General features: G+C 36.2%; 12 protein-coding genes. 1 reads left to right on the top strand and 11 read right to left on the bottom strand.

The window, feature by feature from the left end; all coding sequences use genetic code 11:
* Positions 1–325 precede the first annotated feature (325 nt).
* The 4 genes from RTW14_RS13605 to RTW14_RS13590 are packed head-to-tail and all read right to left on the bottom strand — an operon-like array spanning position 326 to position 3,983.
* On the bottom strand, positions 326–1,504 hold the full coding sequence (locus tag RTW14_RS13605) for an ABC transporter permease (RefSeq protein WP_312652308.1): 1,179 nt from the start codon (positions 1,502–1,504) through the stop codon (positions 326–328).
* Positions 1,497–2,666 carry an ABC transporter permease gene (locus tag RTW14_RS13600; RefSeq protein WP_312652306.1) on the bottom strand — a complete coding sequence of 390 codons (1,170 nt, stop codon included), beginning with the start codon at positions 2,664–2,666 and terminating at the stop codon, positions 1,497–1,499. The genes RTW14_RS13605 and RTW14_RS13600 overlap by 8 nt, the downstream gene beginning before the upstream one ends.
* 1 nt (position 2,667) lies before the next feature.
* On the bottom strand, positions 2,668–3,657 hold the full coding sequence (locus RTW14_RS13595) for an HlyD family secretion protein (RefSeq protein WP_312652304.1): 990 nt from the start codon (positions 3,655–3,657) through the stop codon (positions 2,668–2,670).
* Between the two features lie 23 nt (positions 3,658–3,680).
* On the bottom strand, positions 3,681–3,983 hold the full coding sequence (locus RTW14_RS13590) for a hypothetical protein (protein WP_312652302.1): 303 nt from the start codon (positions 3,981–3,983) through the stop codon (positions 3,681–3,683).
* Positions 3,984–4,092: 109 nt separating this feature from the next.
* Between RTW14_RS13590 and RTW14_RS13585 the strand changes: the two genes are divergently transcribed.
* Entirely contained in the window at positions 4,093–4,677 is a 585-nt protein-coding gene (locus RTW14_RS13585; protein WP_312652300.1) for a TetR/AcrR family transcriptional regulator C-terminal domain-containing protein, read from the top strand.
* A 20-nt stretch (positions 4,678–4,697) separates the two neighbouring features.
* On the opposite strand, the gene RTW14_RS13580 is transcribed toward RTW14_RS13585, so the two are convergent.
* The 7 genes from RTW14_RS13580 to RTW14_RS13550 all read right to left on the bottom strand — a co-directional run bounded on the left by RTW14_RS13580 (position 4,698) and on the right by RTW14_RS13550 (position 17,785).
* Positions 4,698–6,116, bottom strand: coding sequence for a TolC family protein (locus RTW14_RS13580; RefSeq protein WP_312652298.1), 1,419 nt, complete (start codon positions 6,114–6,116; stop codon positions 4,698–4,700).
* Between the two features lie 147 nt (positions 6,117–6,263).
* Positions 6,264–7,742: a sodium/proline symporter PutP gene (gene putP, locus RTW14_RS13575; protein ID WP_312652296.1), complete on the bottom strand. Its 1,479-nt coding sequence runs from the start codon at positions 7,740–7,742 to the stop codon at positions 6,264–6,266.
* Between the two features lie 108 nt (positions 7,743–7,850).
* Positions 7,851–9,131: a serine--tRNA ligase gene (serS, locus tag RTW14_RS13570; protein ID WP_312652294.1), complete on the bottom strand. Its 1,281-nt coding sequence runs from the start codon at positions 9,129–9,131 to the stop codon at positions 7,851–7,853.
* An 18-nt stretch (positions 9,132–9,149) separates the two neighbouring features.
* Positions 9,150–11,060: a glutamine synthetase gene (locus tag RTW14_RS13565; protein WP_312652292.1), complete on the bottom strand. Its 1,911-nt coding sequence runs from the start codon at positions 11,058–11,060 to the stop codon at positions 9,150–9,152.
* A 161-nt stretch (positions 11,061–11,221) separates the two neighbouring features.
* A complete protein-coding gene (locus RTW14_RS13560; RefSeq protein ID WP_312652290.1) occupies positions 11,222–14,125 on the bottom strand; it encodes a UPF0182 family membrane protein in 2,904 nt (967 codons plus the stop codon).
* Positions 14,126–14,137: 12 nt separating this feature from the next.
* Entirely contained in the window at positions 14,138–15,793 is a 1,656-nt protein-coding gene (locus RTW14_RS13555) for a phosphoenolpyruvate carboxykinase (ATP) (protein ID WP_312652288.1), read from the bottom strand.
* 213 nt (positions 15,794–16,006) lie between these two features.
* Positions 16,007–17,785, bottom strand: a complete 1,779-nt coding sequence (locus RTW14_RS13550; RefSeq protein WP_312652286.1) for a zinc ribbon domain-containing protein — start codon at positions 17,783–17,785, stop codon at positions 16,007–16,009.
* Between the last annotated feature and the right edge of the window lie 23 nt (positions 17,786–17,808).

Below are 17,808 nucleotides of genomic sequence, written 5' to 3'. Positions count from 1 at the left end.
AGTTGAGTTAAGTTGAGCCAAGTTAGTTGAGTTATTAACTTGGACTAATCACCATCTTACTAAATGACGAATGGCATGCAAATATAATAAAAAACATTTAATATTTTCTATTAATTCACTAATATCATCTCTTCTCTTAAATTTGTACTTATGTTCCAAATCTACCGCTCATTGGAAATTATCATGATAATAACATTTTCTTTGACCCATTTCAATCTAAATTTACATAATATTCAAAAATTTTACTTTTTAATTTAAAATTTGTCATAAACAACTAAATTTTCACTCAAATCACAGGTTTATTAAATAAATAAGAGAGCCACATTTAAGAATGAAGCTCTCTTATTATTTTTATCTTTCTTCTAAAAAGAAGTAAACCTATGGGAACCCATACTGTTGCAAATATAGCACACCCTATTAAATACGGTTTTAACAGTTCCAGCCCGATTCCTTTTAACATGACATCTTTCATAGGCGTTATAAAATAATACAGTGGCCATATGGCCTTTATAACGTCTGCAAATCCTGGCGCCATCATATATTCAGGCCATGCAAATCCACACGAAAGGAAGGTTGGCACTGTCAAAAACATTGTAAATTGTGCCGCATGGGCTACCTGCTCAAATACAGAGGCTATAACTAGTGCCATTCCCATTACAGCTCCTAGAAAAACAGTCTGGAATAATATCAAAACAAATATATTCCCCTCCATGGGAAAGCCGGTCACTGCCGTAGCAATTTTCAAACACGCCATCATACTTATGATACTGCATCCACCCATAAGCATAAACCTGCGAACCATTAAGGACATCTTAACGATTATAAGCTCCTTATTAAGATGCATCGGTAAATCACGCAGTCTATTTTTCTCTTCTATCAAAGTCGGAACACCTGCTGCTAAAAAAGCCTGCTGAATAAATATGGAAAGAAGCCCTGGAAACAAATAATAAAAGTACCCCAGCTGAGGGTTATACAGTACTCTATCCACTAAATTTAGCGTATATGCACTTTGTTCCGCTTGATAAGGTACTAGTGAACCTGCCTCTAAAAGCTTCATCTGAACGCCAGCATTAACTGTTTCAAAAATAGTATTTATCGCACTCATTACATTGTTTCCATACATGAAGTTTGTATTATCCATAAAAACTACTGCTTTTGCACCCTTTTTACCGTTTAAGTCTTTTCCAAAATCCTCAGGAATTATAATAGCTCCGTGAATTTCACCTAAAAGAAGTTTTTCCTTTACCTCTTCAACAGAAGAAACGTCCTCTGTTATACTTAACGCTGGAGAATCATAAAAATAATCTATAATATCTCTGGACGTTGCAGAATGGTCCATGTCATAAACTGCAATGGGAATATCCTGAACAAAAATAGGACTGAACAAACCACCAAACAACAAGGTAAACGCCATAGGCACAAATAGGATAATCAAATAGGGCTTAATCTCCATAAACTTTTCTTTTTTTTCAGCAAGGGTCATACCTTTAAGTTCTTTAAACAATTGGAGTCACCCCCAATCCACTTTTATATTTTGCTCTCCACCAGTTCTTAAAAATTGTAACTGCAAGAATGATTAAGAGTTCTGCAAGTATATACGTGGCAAAAAATTTTAGAGGAACCATTAAATGATGTAATTCCAATTGTTTTAAGCAAAGATCTCTTATCCCGTTCCCATAATAAAAGAATGGTGTTCCCTGTGCCAAAATCTGAAACCCTTCAGGCATTGCAACAATAGGATATGTATAGCCGCCCAATATACTTGTTGGCAGAACCAGAATTGCAGAAACCTGAATAGCAAAAGTTCTGTCTGGAACAAGATTTCCCACAATATACCCCATATTTAAAATACACATGGCAAACATTATGGTCATTAAAAGCCCACCGAAGACTGTACTTCTATATGGCATATCAAAAAATAAATACTGAACACCTAGACAGAGAATAATAGATATGGTACTCATAATTGTCCATCCGCTTACCACCTTCAGCTGGTTCAAATAGGTTCTAGGGTTCATTTGGTTTTCGTATCCTCTTTCAGCCCCCTGCATAGCAATTCCTACTTGTATAACGGAGGCCAGCATTCCTATTAAAAGGTAATTTCTAAAGCTCTTTGTAGAATTATAAAGAAATTTGTAATTTACACTTATGGGGGCTACCATATTCATAACCTGTTCTGGAACCGTAGACAGCTTACCCTCAAAAATGCTCATCATATATGCAGCTTTTGTTGTTAGTAGAATCTCTGACATAGCCGTTTTAGAAGTGGTAACTACAGAAAGCGCAGCACCATCGTATACGGTTAGAATTTTGGGAGCTTTTCCGGCACGCATATCACTATAAAAGCCCATTGGAATGATTATACCTGCATACGCCTTATCTCGATCCATAAGTTTCTTTATTCTATTATCGTTATCCGCATACTCTATAACATCAAAGTAATTGCTATCCTCTACGAAACCCGTAAACTTTCTACTAAAATCAGAGTTATCATGATTTACAATAACCGTTGGAATACTTGTAGGCACATCCGCCTTCATTTCATAGCCTAATGCCAGTCCAGCCACTAAAGGTATAATGATAAATACCAGTGTCGCCATAACAAATCTTGGGTGTTTTAATTTAAACTTGTAGAATGCTACTGTTAGTTTGTTTGATTTAAGCATTTTACTTTCCTTCATTTCTTCCAAAATCGATCATAGCGGTCATTCCTGAATATAGTTCTTTATCCATGCCTGAAATAGATATTTTTACGCCATATGACAATACATCAAAATCTCCATTTTCATTGGTTGCTCTTTTAGTGGCGAAGTCAGGTTTTTTGTTAATAACCGTCACAGTACCTTTCCATTCATTATCTGGATATGCTGGAAAAGTAACTTTTACTTCCTGGCCCTGTTTAACTTTATCCAGATCTGTTTCTTTAACATTTACTTCAACCCAAGGTTCATCATTCGTCGAAAGTGTTGCAAGCGGCATACCTGTAGAAATAAGTTCTCCCTGATTTACATTTATTGAAATAATAGTACCATCTACTGGTGCTTTAATTTGTGCATCATCAAGATAGCTGTTAACTTCTGCAATAGCACCATCTGCTTGAGCAACCTGAGACCCTGCTGCTGCAACATCCTCGCTTCTAGCCCCTTCGACAGCCATATTATAAGTTTCTTTCGCTGCAATGTATTGTGCCTCTACCTGATCAAAAGTTGCTTGTGATATTGCCTCTTCCTGTAGTAAAGTCTTCATTCTGTCATAAGTTTTCTGCGCATAATCAAACGCCGCTTTTGCCTGTGCCACTTCCTGACTTCTCGCTCCGTTTTGTGCCTTGTTTGCTATTGCTTGTGCAGCAGACTTAGCGGCTTCTGCCTGCTGTAATTTTGCCTGCACTGCTTCACTAGAAATCTTTATGATAATATCTCCTGCTTTAACCTGATCGCCTTCTTTAACAAGAATTTCTCCAATATTTCCTGCAAGCTTGGAGTTTAAATCGATTTCTGTTGTTTTAACGTTTCCCTGAACTATGAAATCATCTTTTCCTTCTGCTTTACTGCTAAAAGACCAACAGCCTGCTACAATTAATGCAACCACCAGCACACCGACAAGTATCGCTGTAGTTTTTTTTGTTTTATCGACTGCTGCTAATATCTCTTTTTCCATGTCTTATCTTCCTCTCTAAATTTCTAATTATTGTCCTCAACTTTAAGTCCTAATATTTCATAGCTTTCATTACGCCTTTTAAAGCTGGCCGTAAGTATGTTTTCTTGAATTGTTCCCATAATCAGAAAAGGTTCTTCACCTAGCGGAGACCTCAGTATCCCCCTTAAAGATAATTTCCCGCTTTCAGACATCGTTCCTGAAAATAAATGCTTCTTTCCTAAACAATCCAAGCTGCCTTCTATACTGTTGTCTAGTCTGCTTAAGTTAATAAAACCCTTTTTAGGGCCCATAGGGCTCTTCAATACGATGGCATACTTTCCACTCATTGAATGCTTCCTTTCTCTTAAACCATATTTATTGTACATTTGCATGGTTTTTTGACAATTGTTCCTATATAATGTATTTATTAAAATCAAAAAATAACGGAGGTTCCTTGTGGCACAATCTATAACAACTGAATTAACAAAACGCCTTATGGCAGATTCTCTAAAAAAATTAATGGCTCAAAAGCCTTTGAATAAAATAAGCATTCGAGAAATAGTTGAGGACTGCGGAGTAAACCGCCAGACCTTTTACTATCATTTTCAAGATATTTACGCTCTTCTTGAGTGGATTATTAATCAAGAGATTGTTTCCGTTTTGGAAGACACTGAAAGCTTTCTAACATGGCAGGAAGCTGGTCTTTATCTTCTTAAATATTTGGAAAAGAACTCTACCATCGTTCTTTGCGCTCTAAATTCCCTTGGTCGTTCTGCTATCAAAAAGTTTTTATATACCGACGTGGTAAAAGTTGCTACACAAATCATTACACAGATTTCATCTGATATTAATGTTGACGAAGAATCCTTCAATCATGTAGTACACTATTACTCAATTTCTTTCGGCGCTTTGCTAGAAGACTGGCTTTCCAACGGCATGAAACGGTCGCCAGAAGAAGTAATCGACATTTTAGATACAATTGCTTCTGGTACAGCCCGAACCGCATTGGAGCGATTTGCTATGAAATCTAAGCCAGCCTGATATCTAACACCTTTTCTACATTACAGTGGAATTCTTGTAGTTCCAACTCCTTGGGCAAACTCATAACTCTTTAAGGCTAATGCATACTCTGAGTTTGCATTAGCTAAGTTTAATTTTGCTTTATATACACTTACCTGTGTTGATAATAATTCTTCTACGGTACTTATGCCCTCTTCATTGGTAAGCTGCACAAGTCTTTCCCCTTCTGTCGCATAAGTAAGAAGTTCCTTTGCTGCATCCACTGCTGCCTTTTTATCCTGGACTAAGTCGCACTTATTTCTTATATCAATTTCAATTTTGCTATATGCATCTTTGGCTGTCTTTTTAGATTCTGCTAAATTTATCTTTGCATTTAGATATGTGGACGAACTGTTAGGATATGCCTTTACATCATCAAGCAAAATATCGTACACTTTAATCGCAAGATTTGCGCCCTTTAGTTCAATTCTATTATTTAATGCATTTTGTACCGCAGTATCTGCTGTTATGGCTGCTGTGGTGGTTGTTGTCGTGATTGTTTCCAAAGTATCCGTAAAGACTACATCCTGCTGAACATTGTATCCCAGTAAATAGTTAAATGACATTTTAGCATATTTCATCTGCGTTTCTGCACTTCGAACTGCACTTTCTGCATTAGATACTGAAGATTCAGCTTGTAATACATCTTTCTTTGAAAGTAATCCTACTGCCTTCTTTGCTTCAACATTCTTCAGTGTTTTTTGTTGTGACAGCAAATTTTCTTTAGCTATTTTTAAGTTATCCTGAGCAAGTAGTACTTTATAATATATACTGATTGTATCGGATTCAATTTGATTCAGCTCTGCCTGATAATTATTTTCTGTGTTTTGTCTGGCAAAGTCACGCCTAATCTGCATAATTTTTTTATTATTAGAAGTTGCACCAGCAATTTGAGCCTCATAAGCCATTTCTACTACACTGGTCCCCTTTGATTTCCAGTACCCCGGATGTGCATTTTCAACTTTATCCGCTAAATCCAAGCTATCTTCCGTATTTTTAATTTTACTAACTGTTTCTGAATATCCATTTCCAACCGCTATGTCTGACTGTCTGTGAAGTTCTGCGGTTTCTGCTGATGCCCCAGTTGTTTTCATTATTTTAATAGCCTCTGAAAGGGAAAGTTTTTTTGTTTCTGTTTTTTGTGGTGTTGCAATCCCTTGAATAGCTGTATCAGAAGTCGTTATTGCTGTGCCGGAGGTTGTAATTGCTGTATTTGACGTAGTAACAGCCGTACCCGTTGTTGTAATCGCTGTTCCAGATGTATTTACTGCTGCCCCTGAAGTAACTATTGCTGAGCTTGTTGATTTTGGCTGTACTGAAGTATTAGCAGTTAATGCCGCATTGGTTCCTGCAAAAACTAAACTGGCCGAACTAATCATTAAGCCTGCTGCTAGTACCATGCAAATATATTTTTTCTTCACTTTCGTAGCCTCCTTCTTTCTTTGTTTTAATCATTTTACGTTTTTATTTGCAGATGTGAAATAGATAATTTTTTTCAGTTGTATAAAATTCAAACACAAATAAAAAAACTGTCTAAAATTTAGACAGTTTTTGATTTTTGTATAGTCCTAACGAGCTTCTTTAGAAAGTCTCTTCGCTTCATCAAACTCTTGTGCCATTCTTGGTGATACTTTCGTACACAGGCTCACTACAATGATTGTTATGGATGAAAGCACAAAACCTGGTATAATCTCGTAAATATCAAATATTCCACCTGTCTGTAAATACCATATTATATCCGTAACGCCACCAACAATCATACCCGTTATAGCTCCCTGTGCTGTCATTCTTCTCCAGAAAAGCGCAAATAGGATAAGTGGCCCAAAAGCGGCACCAAAGCCTCCCCATGCGCAGGATACAAGCCCAAATACAGAACTGCTTGGGTTAAGAGCGATAGAAATCGCAATCAATGAGATTATTACTACAGTAATTCGGCTAACCCAGACAATGCCGCTTCCTTCTGAATCTTTCTTAAAAAGAGTTGCGTAAAGATCTTTTGATACAGAAGATGCTGTCACTAAAAGTTGTGAACTTGCGGTACTCATAATCGCTGCAAGTATTGCACAAAGAAGTAATCCAGCTATTACTGGGTTAAACATTTTATTAATCATAGCCATATAAATCGTTTCACCATCCACTAAATATGGCATATAGGCCTTTCCAATAACGCCAATTGCTGTTGCTGCAGATAAAGTAATTATTACCCAAACCATGGCTATAACCCTTGACTTTTTTATCATGTCTGGTGATTCGATAGCCATAAACCGTACAAGAATATGCGGTTGACCAAAATATCCAAGCCCCCATCCTAAAGAAGATGCAAGAATCATGGTATTTACAGTGCCATTACTTTTTGGAAAAAATCCGAGGGTTTCTGGTGTTAATGCTGCAAGTCTATAGGCAACTCCATCCAGACCACTCATATTTATTACTGCCACAACAGGCACTACTATAAGAGCAACAAACATAGTTGCACCCATTATCGTATCTGTCCAGCATACTGCATTAAACCCGCCAAGTGCAGTATAGGCCAAAATAATAACTGCGCCGATAATAAGACCTGTTGTATAATCTATACCAAATATAGTATTAAACAACTTTCCTCCAGCCGCAAACTGTGACGAAGTATATACTAAGAAAAATATGACGGTAAAAATCGCTGAAACGGTCTTAAGAATATGTTTATCATCCCCAAATCTGTTCTCAAAGAAATCTGGCAAGGTTATGGCATTTCCAGAAATCTGAGTGTAGGTTCTTAGTCTTTTGGCCACCACAAGCCAATTTAAATACGTTCCAAGCAAAAGCCCGATAGCGGTCCAGATTGCTTCTGATGTTCCTTCATACAGCATATAGGCTGTTCCAGGGAGTCCAATCAAAAGCCAGCCGCTCATATCTGACGCCTGTGCTGACATAGCTGTTACCCAGCTGTTTAACTTTCTCCCCCCCAATATGTAATCTGAAAGGTCATCTGTCTTACTGTAAAATTTAAAACCAATAGCAACCATCAGTCCTAAATACAGAATAAATATTATAGCAATAATTAACAAATTAAGTTTCTCCTTTATTGTATTAGTGTATAAAAGTGTTGTACTATTAAGTTAAGGGACTGTACTTAGAAAGATACAGCCCCATTCACAAATTAGCATATGCCTTATTTATCTTTTCTCAATTTTATCAATGTTACCCATGTAAGGCTTTAATGCTTCTGGAATAACTACGCTTCCATCTGCCTGCTGATAATTTTCCAAAATAGCCGCTACCGTTCTTCCTACTGCAAGGCCTGAACCGTTTAAAGTGTGTACAAATTCTGGTTTGCCCTTTGGTTCAGGTCTGAATCGGATGTTTCCTCTTCTTGCCTGGTAACTTTCAAAGTTTGAACATGAAGAAATTTCAACATACCTGCCATAGCTTGGCATCCAAACTTCAATATCGTAAGTCATCGCTGAGGAAAATCCTAAATCTCCAGAACTTAGCTTAACAACTCTGTAAGGAATTTCTAATTTCTTTAAAACATCTTCTGCTGCTGCAGTGAGTGATTCCAATTCATCATAAGAAGTTTCAGGCTTTACAAATTTAACCATTTCAACTTTATTAAATTGATGCTGTCTGATTAGCCCTCTTGTATCTCTGCCCGCTGAACCGGCTTCTTTTCTGAAACAAGGAGTATAAGCAGTATAATAAATAGGTAACTGATCTGCATCAACAATTTCATCCATCAAAAGATTTGTTACAGGAACTTCTGCAGTTGGAATAAGGAAGAAATCTTTAGCCGGTACATGGAACATATCATCTTCAAATTTAGGAAGCTGACCAGTTCCTGTCATGGCTGCTCTGTTCACCATAAATGGAGGTAAAATTTCTGTAAATCCATGTTCTTCTGTGTGAAGGTTTAACATAAAGTTTATAACTGCACGTTCCAGTCTTGCTCCAAGGCCTTTATATACTGTAAATCTTGCTCCTGCAATCTTTGCTGCTCTGTCAAAATCTAAGATATCAAGATCTGTTCCAACATCCCAATGCGCCTTATATTCAAAATCAAAGGCTCTAGGTTCGCCCCATTTTCTAAGCTCTACATTATCTGCATCATCTTTCCCCATAGGAACGGATGGATGAGGTGCGTTTGGAACATTTAACAAAGCCTGCTTCAATTCTTCTTCAACACCACTTACTTCTGAATCCAATTCCTTGATTTCATCTGACAACGTTTTCATTTCAGCCATTAATGCTGTAGTATCTTTTCCGGCTTTCTTTAAAATAGGAATTTCCTTTGAATCCTGATTCTGTTTATTTTTCATAGCTTCTACCTTTGCAAGTATAGCTCTTCTTTTTTCATCAAGTGCAGGAACATTACTTAGACCGAAGTCTCCCTTTCCTCTTCTTTCAACACTTTCCTTTACCGCTTCATACTCTTCCCTGATTTTTTTAATGTCTAACATTTCTAAATTTCCTTCTTTCTATAATATGTTTTTTCCATATCTTGTATAGGTATCAGTTAATTCATGCACCTTTTCCTGCATCTCAAGCTGAAGATCTGAAGCCAGCTGATAATTTTCTTCATCTAAAGCATCTTTAACCCTTGATAGCAAGCATTTCTGGTCTAGCGTGTCCTGTCCAATATAGCGTCTAAGTTCATGAATTTTATTCCATAAATACGTATCATAATCAGCACAATCATGTTCATTGTGAAGCATAACACATCCCCTTAATAAATCCATGTTTTCAGGAATAATTCTGTTATGCAGTTCTGTAGCCCATTGATCCAGAGTGGCTTTTTTGAAAGATTCAAGCACAATCGGTGTCATAACATGGTCTTTCAAAAGTACCTGCATCTTATCAGAATGCTTATCAAAGGCACAGATATTCTCCCAAACAGTCCTAGGAGCCTCTCCAAATAATCTGCCTCTCTCTTCTGCTGAATATTCATCAAATACATCTTTTTCACTTCTATATTCTCTGTCTTTTTCAAGATAAAAATCTTCTTCTCCATATTTCTTTGATAAAGAGGCAAGTAGCTGCTCTGGAGTCTTCTTTGCAGCAAGTACCTCCGCAATACCATCTAAAATAGCCATATAAGATGTAGCAATGACCAGATAAGTGTTGCTCTTCGGATTTGGCGATCTAAGCTCAAATCGTGTTGATAATGGATTATTTAAATCTCTTACAAGACCAATCAGTACCGTTCTGTTTCTTGACGGCTGCGGAGCAGTATGTCCAATAGAAGTTACTATGCATACTGGTGCTTCATATCCTGGCTTTAATCTATTAAATGCATCATTTGTAGATGTAATAAACGGATTTAAAATCTCATAGTTCTTTAATATCCCCATAAGTGCGCCAAAACCTATTGGGTTTAGGAACTCAGACTTCATATCTTTCGGTGCAAATAAACTTACAATTTTACCGTTCTTAAGTTTTGCTGCTACTCCTAGATGTGTATGTTCTCCACTTCCTGCAACCCCATCAATTGGTTTCGCCCTAAAGGATACTTCTAATCCATGAAGCCTGAAAACATCTCTTACTATATACTTTACCTGCTTTTCGTTATCAGCAGCCTGCATCGCATCAGAATACTTCCAATCGATTTCAAGCTGTTCCATAATATGATCATACTTACCAGAGTTTCCAAGCTTTGCCTTGATGCCCCCAACTTCTTTATGACCCATTTCCATTTCAAAACCATATCTGTCCAAAAGCAATAGTGTTTTTTCTAAAGCAGTTCTAACTGGACCAATCGTTCTTTTCCAGTACTGTTCTTTCATAACCTGAGCTGTTGAAAGTTCTTCCCTGTCACCTTTTTCATCCGGTGTCTTTACCCAAAATTCAAGTTCTGTTGCACAAGTAAGTACAATCTCACCTATCTCATCTGCAGAATCTATTGGTAAGTACTCCAGTACATAAGGATTATTCTTTATTAATGTCAGTAAATCCTTTTTAATCTTTGTAATGGAATCTCTAAGGATAACTCTTGAGCCAACTTCATTTGTGTCATTGTGTACCAAGAAGGAAGGAATCCTCAAAGTACCAACAGGAAGCCCTGAAGGTTCGTGAATAAAATCGAAGTTATGATCCACATACCAATTAACACTTAAATCCGGAATAATATCTACCTTTGCGTTGTTTAGTTCTGCAATAATAGGCAGTACTACACTGGAACCATCCGTCTGAACTCCATCAGTTAAGAATTTCTCCATATCCTCTAAAAACCTAGGTACTGGAATCTTTTCATCAGTATTTTGGCCACCTATGTCAAGGCCAACAAGAGATACAAACATAACCTCCGGGTGGCTGTTTAAAATCTCTCTTACTTTTCCTGGTTCATGATCTTTAGCAGGAATATTAAATAACATCTTATCGTATGCCAGCATACTGCCCTCCTTATAATTTAACTTTTTGTAATAGTAACCATAATATTTAATTCTACTACTTTTTTGCCACTTTTTAAACAGTTTTTTATAAGTTTTTTGTTTTTTATAAACAAAAAGATGCCTAAATGAAGAATCAGGCATCTTTTTATAGTTTTATTAATTTACTCTGCTGTCTGCTGCTGAACCTGTTGACCTGAACTTAAAAGTGTCAAGTACTTTTCAAGAGCAGTTATATGCTCACCATATCCAGCCCAGTCTCCATTTCTCTGTGCATTTTGAGCTAATTCAAATTCTTCGTTTGCCTTAGTAATTAATTCTGTTGTTGACATCTGATCAGGAGCTGTAGTTCCTGGTTGTTCCACACCAGTTCCCTGGGCCCCGTCCTTTATCGTAGAGTTGTCTCCAAACAGTGAGTCTAATGCTTCATTTAACGTTTCCTTATAAGCAATCTTATCCCCATAAGCAACAATTACTCTCTTGACTTCCGGAATACTTTCCTTTGTAGCTTCCAAATATACCGGTTCTACATATAGCAAGGACTGCTCAATAGGTATAACAAACAAATTACCTCTGCTATAGGAAGAACCTGATGAATTCCAGAGTGAAAATTCCTTCGATATTTCAGTATTCTGGTCAATCTGCGCTTCTACCTGCATAGGACCGTAAACCGTCTTATCCTTCGGTAATTGATAAAGCACAAGCTTTCCGTAATTCTCACCATCGTTTCTTGCTACTAATAATCCCGTCATATTCTTCTTATTCTTAGGTGTATATGGAATTGTATTTACGAATTCTGCGCTAGTCTCACCTGGAAGTTTCATAATATAATAGTTTGGCTTTATTGTAACTTCATCAGTTCCATAAATTTCATTTGCAATATCCCAAAGGTCTTCACCCTGATAAAATACCTTAACATCGTTCATGTGGTAACGCTTATAAACGTTTGCCTGAATATTGAATAATTTGTTAGGATATCTAATGTGTGATTTAAGACTTTCAGGCATTTTCTTAAAGTCTTTAAACAATTCAGGGAAAATCTTTTTATAAGTTGTTGCAATAGGATCCTTATTGTCTACCAAATAGAAAGAAGTGTCCCCATTGTATGCATCAATTACAACCTTAACGGAATTTCTTAAATAATTGTGTCCTGATTCAGAAAATGGTTCCGAATACGGATAGTTTTTACTTACAGTATATGCATCAACCATCCAGTATAGCTTTCCATCTGCTGTTACAATATATGGATCATCATCATACTGTAAATATGGCATGATTTTCTGTATTCTCTCTTCAATATTTCTGTTAATTATAATCTTTGAATCTTTTGTAATATTAGTGGACACTAATAGTTTCAAGCTCTGTTCTCTGATTGCAAACATAGCACGATTTAAAAGATTTAGCTTAATACCAGCCTTACCGTTGTAAGTAGCATATTTGTTTTCATTTCCATCAGGGTAGTCAAATTCGTCTTCATTGGTATTCGTAAGGATATAATTATTTGTAAGCTCACCAAAGTAAATCTCAGGGCGTGTAATCTTTATTTCATCAATCTGGGATATAGGTGGAACACCTGCAATAAGCATATCTGGCTGACCGCTGTTCGTAACTTTATCTACTCTTGATAAGGTTATTCCATAGCCATGCGTATACTTTAAGTGTTTAATTAGCCATTCTTCTCTAATTAATGTCTCATCAATTTCTCTAGCTGCTAAGAAGGTTTGCGTATACTCCCCATTAACAAGATATCTATCCACATCTACATCATTAAAGGAGTAGTAAGTTCGAATACTCTGTGTCTGATTATAAAATTTCTTTGATGGATCATAGTCATTAATTCGAATATTGGAAATAGTTTCCATATTATTTAAAATATCATCTTTTGACAATGTATTGCTCGAAGCAAACGGTTTAACTGTTACATCTTGCAAGTCATAAGCCATCTGCGTGTATTTAATGTTATCCTTTAAATACTCGCTTTCTTTATTGATTTCATCTGGCGAAACAATAAGACTCTGGACTAATACTGCAGCTCCTGTTCCTACAACACCAATTGCAATCATAATAACAGGCACTGTAAGTATTACTCGATACTTCTTCTTTGCTATGCCTGCTGCAAATACTACAGCTGCAACTACAGAAAGTACCATTAGGGCTCTATAAACCCAAAGCGTAACATGTACAGCTGTAAAGCCAGCTCCATAAACAACTCCACCTGAATTTGTAAACATTAGGGTAAATTGTTTAAGTAAAAAGTCTACACCAATCATTAAAAAGAACAAGACGCCCAAAATAATTATCTGCCTTGAGGCAATGCCTAAAAGATGTTTAAAATTGCTATCATCAAATTGCTTTTTCTTCTTAAAGGGTTTGTTAATATTACCACGGCCGCCCATAGCATCATTAAACTTTTCAAACATGTCTCCAAAAGATCCACCAAAATGTGTTTTTCCAAAGTTTCCTTGTCTGACATTGTCATTTTCGTCCGTAGTGTGTTCTGGATCTGGGGATTGATTTTCAAAAAACTGTGGCTTCCTAAGAGAAAGCAGCACCGTATAGAAAATAAAGGTTAAAATTGCAAATGCAACGATAAGCCCTAAGCCCATGCTGTTTAAACCTCTGATAAACTGTAGTTTAAACACATAGAAACTTACATCATTTCCAAACAGTGGATCCTCTACCCCAAAAGCTGTGCTATTCTGATACTCTAATATCTGAAACCATAAATTTGATGCGATAGTTGTTGATATCAAGGCGCCAAATACTGCTGATAACCCTAATGCCACACGATTTAATGTCTTCTCATTAACAACATCATTTGACTGTACCTTCTTAAAGTATCCTCTTTTCAGAACTTTAAGGTATGAGAATGCTAATATGGTAATGATTACAAACGCAGGAATACCTATCTTCAACTGGGTAAACAACTTTGTAAAAAACACACTAACATAATTCAATTCCTTAAACCATAAGAAATCAGTAAAGAATCCTATAAGACTAACAAACAATCCCACTAAGATTATAAGCACCAGCAATATAATCGCTGGACTCTTCTTGCTCTTTTTCAAATGTTCTCCTCCTTATTTTATTTTAGCTATAATTGCTTCAATTGCCCCTCTAGCTTCTTCGGGAAGGTCATCTCTTCCGCCCTTAAATTCCTTTAAAGAGTTCAGATAATTTACTCTTCCCATCATTCCGCCTTTTAAAGCATTAATATAATTTTTATCTGTAAAATCAGGAATAAATCCTTCTACGTCCATAGATTTTATTTCTGAAATCATACCAAAATTTTTAAATTCAGCAGTCCCATCAACAATCTTTTCAATAATCCCAATAGTTACTTCCTTGGGAATCTTCTTATCCATAAAGTGTCCTGTATTGATTATGTAGTTAGAAACTGCTCTTTCTTCAAATAGCGCTTTAAACTTTTCATAATCCTGTTTTAACGGATACGTTCTAAATGGATTTGCATAAGGCTCAAATACTAAGGCATTCATATCTACACCATCAGCAAGTTTTTCTGCAGTAGAACGTTTTGTAGCAAGGCAGGCACCCATTACTGAAGCAAGTATTGAATTTTCAACCTTTACCACTGGTGGAAGGGTATGATCCTTCATCAGCCAAACAATTGTATTAATTGGTTCATCCATCTTGTCGACTCTGTTTGCCGCCCAAAGCTTTGACTTAATAGCTCTGCCATTACCATTTCGAATATCTTCTGTAACAAGCACTAGCTTCCCTTCATCATCAAGTGTTGCCCCACAATTCTGAACTGTAAGCAGATACTTGTTGTCCTTTGAAGTTAAAGGATAATCTTGAGTCTTGTCAAAATATGAAGGCTCTAGCGCAACAGTCGAGCCATTTTCACTTGAAATAATATAAGCATCGTCATGCAATACGGTTACATCGTATTTTCCTGCATGTTTTGCATGGGTTAATGTTGATTTCCCTGAACCAGATAAACCAAATACACCAAGGACATGCGCTTCTCCATTCTTCTTAACACATCGTTTAAGTCCTCCATGGCAGGATGCATACCCATTTCTGTTAGCAATGCCCCATGCCAGAGTAAGGGTACCTTTTTTATGCTCTCCAAAATATCTCATTCCTAACAAGCATGCACAGTTATGTTCTGGGTCAAAATATGCAAGTCCATTAGGGAACTTAGGATGTCTGTAGTCTGGATCTGACAAAATAAAAATATCAGGTTCATCTCCAATTTCTTTGGACTCCTTATACATATCATTATATTCAGCAGTTTTGTATTGGAAATTTAATAACCAATTTAATAATGTGTTTTCATAGGTTTCGGGAATTAAAAGGTGCGCTTTTACCATGAAATCCTTATCCAATCCTATGTACGCTTCTGAGTGATACATCTTTTTGTATCTTGTGTTGTATACAGCTTCTCTAAGTACCTTTGCAATCTCTGCTTCCTCAACGCCTACTTCACCAAGTATAATACGTGCGCCTGCAAATCTGCCTACTGTTTCTCCGTCATTAAACAGTAAAATTTTTGCATTTTCTGGAAGGCCAATCTTTTCAGGTTCATAGATTGGCATGTCTGTTTGAATAGTACCTGTTGCATTTCTTGCCATTTCATAGGCCTGCTTCAGGTCAAGAACCTTTTCCACATTATTCCCATAAAAAGCAGTCTCAATGGTTGTTCTGGATGTGGAAAATGCTTTGTTTCCTGTACCAATCTGCTCTCTCTTAAAGTTAGCTTTCGTCGCCATTTTTCTTAACTCTCCCTTTCTAACAGGTAATGTAATTTTTCCGTTTTCTACGGTACCTGCATAAAAAAAATAATTTAATTAATATAATTAATATAATAAACCCTTAAATTAATTAATTTCCGGCAGGATTTATTGAATTAACAGAGCTGCAACAAGCTAAAACTAGCTCAAATACAGCTCTGCTAATATAATTATCTAAATTGTTATTGCAGACTAAAGTTTTTTATAACTTACAATCTTCATCTGCTTGGCTACAGGTTCAAGGTAATAAATATAGTTGTAATTAACCTGCTTGACTTTTCCTTTTTCATTTGTGGTAATTGCTTCATATACCCAAATGTAAAAGCCATTACTTCCTTGTCTTATTTCCCCTATTTTCAATTCATCAAAGTCCTCTGTAATTTTTCTTAAATTCAAAAAGTTTTTAGTCTTTGTGTAGGCCTGAGAACCTTCTTTGGTGAATCCTAAAACAGAGTCATCTTTTTTGTTTACATAGTCAATCCATGCAGAATCAAACTGGATTATGGTTTTTACTATTTCTTTGTCATAATACACAGTATTTCCATTTTTATCTTGATACCAAATATTATTTTCAATTGGCTTAGAATTATTTATGTTTTTATCTCCATAATCCATATTTTCTTCATATGCAAGGCTATCATCTGCTATTATGGCTTTTATGTTTTTATTACATACTAATTCTTCTGCTATTAATTTTGCTTTATCAGGGTTCGGAACTGGATCAGGCTGCACAACTGCATTTACTTCTTTTGTTTCTTCAGTTTTACCCTTTTCTGCCTCTTTGTCTGGCTTTTTTTGTTCTTCTTGATCTTTGTTGCCGCTCTTTAACAAGTCTACCCAATTTACTGCAACACCCAGTTTGTCGTTTATAAAAGCTGCGGCGCTGCTTTCCGGCAAAAAACACTTTATCCCTAAAATGGCAACTTCAAAGGCAAGAAGCACAATTATAATGGATAAAATAACACCTATTGGTGAAATCTTTTTTCCTGCATCCTCGTCCGTAAATTCACCTACAGGGCTTTCCATTTCATCCCAAGGTAATGGGGAAGATACTTCTGCACTTTGCTCATCTTGTTTTTTATCTGATAAATCTGCATCTTTTTCTACAATCTGCTCTTCCTTTTCTTCACTCTGCTCTTCTTTTTGCTCTAAAGCATTCATTTCTATCTTTTCTATCTTTGTTTCAGGTTTTTCTTGTATTTTTTCAACTGTATTTTCGATTTTCTCTTCTGTTCTTTCTATTAGTGGCTCTAAACTCTGTTCAACAGGCCCATTTATCTCTAATTTTGCTATATTAGATGGGATTTTCGGCTCAGGATAAACAAAATCTGGTGCCTTCTTTAGACGTTCATATTCTTTATCCAATAGTTTTTGAAATTCCTCATTCTTTTTACTGAACGTATAAAACTTGTCAATTTGTTCTTCTACTGGAGTATGTAATTTATCATTTATACTATTTTTCGGCTTAAACAGTTCTTCTTCCAAAGTAGTTTCCTCTATAGGTTCCCTTTGGAATATAAGAGTATCTTTGTTATTGATTTTAGTGGCTTTCTCTTCTTTAAGCTGTTTATCAAATATTTCAAAAATATCAGGTTTAGTTTCTTGCTTTTCTTCATGCATTGTTTCAAATCTAAGCAATTCCCGTTTATCCCAGTCAACTTTTATATCTTCTGTTTTCTTAGGTTCTTCACCTGCCACTGGGAATCCTTCTAAATTCCAATGTGGTTTAGACTGCTTGTCCAGACTTTTGCCATTTATTTCGTGCCATGTCTGAGCGATAGTCTTTTGTGGCGTCCCGGTTGTTCCCATACTTTCAACTGGTATTTCTAATGTAGGTTCATCATTATATATAACTTCCTCTACACCTTCCCCAATATCTATGTTTTCACTTCTTTCAATGACTTGTGCACCACAATAGCTGCAGAATCTATCTCCATCCAGTAAGGTTTTTCCACATTTTCTACAAAACATCTATTTCCTCCCAGCAATTTTAT

The organism is Aminipila sp. (assembly GCF_032051575.1).
In the GTDB taxonomy this organism is placed as follows: Bacteria; Bacillota; Clostridia; order Peptostreptococcales; family Anaerovoracaceae; genus Aminipila.
Note: the sequence above shows the minus strand (reverse complement) of the source record. Positions and strands in the feature narration are given on the sequence as shown.